The following is an 888-nucleotide window of genomic DNA, read 5'->3' on the forward strand; positions in this document are numbered from 1 at the left end:
CCGTCGCCGTACTCACACCCCACCCGCACCGTGACCGTCCCCACACCCGTGACCATCCGCACAGCGCCCGGCCGTTTCACCGCGTATCAAGGAGTCCCGGTTCACGTATCAACCTCGTACCGGTCCCGGCCATCTCCCCAGGAGAGGGGCGGGGGCGGGGCCCGGTGCGGGACACTGGTCTTCGCCCGGCTCTACGATCCATGCCAGGGAGGAGTTCCGAGCGGAGCGGCTGGGGGAACCGGCTGTTTGCCGGGGGCGTGGATACGATCAGTAAGCAGTACCGGCGGTACCGGGCAACGCACCGCACCGAGCAGCACACGCACCACACAGAGCAGGACAAGGAACCGACAAGGGACGGAGGAGGTGCCCCATGGGAGTCCTGAAGAAGTTCGAGCAGCGTCTCGAAGGTCTGGTGAACGGCACCTTCGCCAAGGTCTTCAAGTCCGAGGTCCAGCCCGTGGAGATCGCGGGCGCGCTCCAGCGGGAGTGCGACAACAACGCGACCATCTGGAACCGCGACCGCACCGTCGTACCCAACGACTTCATCGTGGAGCTCAGCGCGCCCGACCACGAGCGCCTCAGCCCCTACTCCGGGCAGCTCGGCGACGAGCTGGCCGGCATGGTGCGTGACTACGCGAAGCAGCAGCGCTACACCTTCATGGGCCCGATCAAGGTGAACCTGGAGAAGGCCGAGGACCTGGACACCGGCCTCTACCGGGTGCGTTCGCGCACCCTCGCCTCCTCCAGCGACCAGCAGGCGGGCCCCGCCGCGCAGGGAGCGCAGGGACAGGGCCCCGCGGCGGCTCCGGGCCGCCCGGGACAGGGCGCACAGGGCCAGGGCGGTTACGGCTATCCGCCGGCCATGCCCGCCGGCGCGCCCCCCATGCC

Annotated in this window: 1 protein-coding gene; it reads left to right on the top strand. The window is 69.6% G+C overall.

Annotation, left to right across the window (positions count from 1 at the left end):
• Positions 1 to 370 precede the first annotated feature (370 nt).
• On the top strand, positions 371 to 888 hold a 518-nt coding region (locus CCN72_RS37110; protein ID WP_143664351.1), incomplete at its 3' end, for a DUF3662 domain-containing protein.

Source organism: Streptomyces murinus (genome assembly GCF_002154555.1).
GTDB classification, from domain to species: domain Bacteria; phylum Actinomycetota; class Actinomycetes; order Streptomycetales; family Streptomycetaceae; genus Streptomyces; species Streptomyces murinus.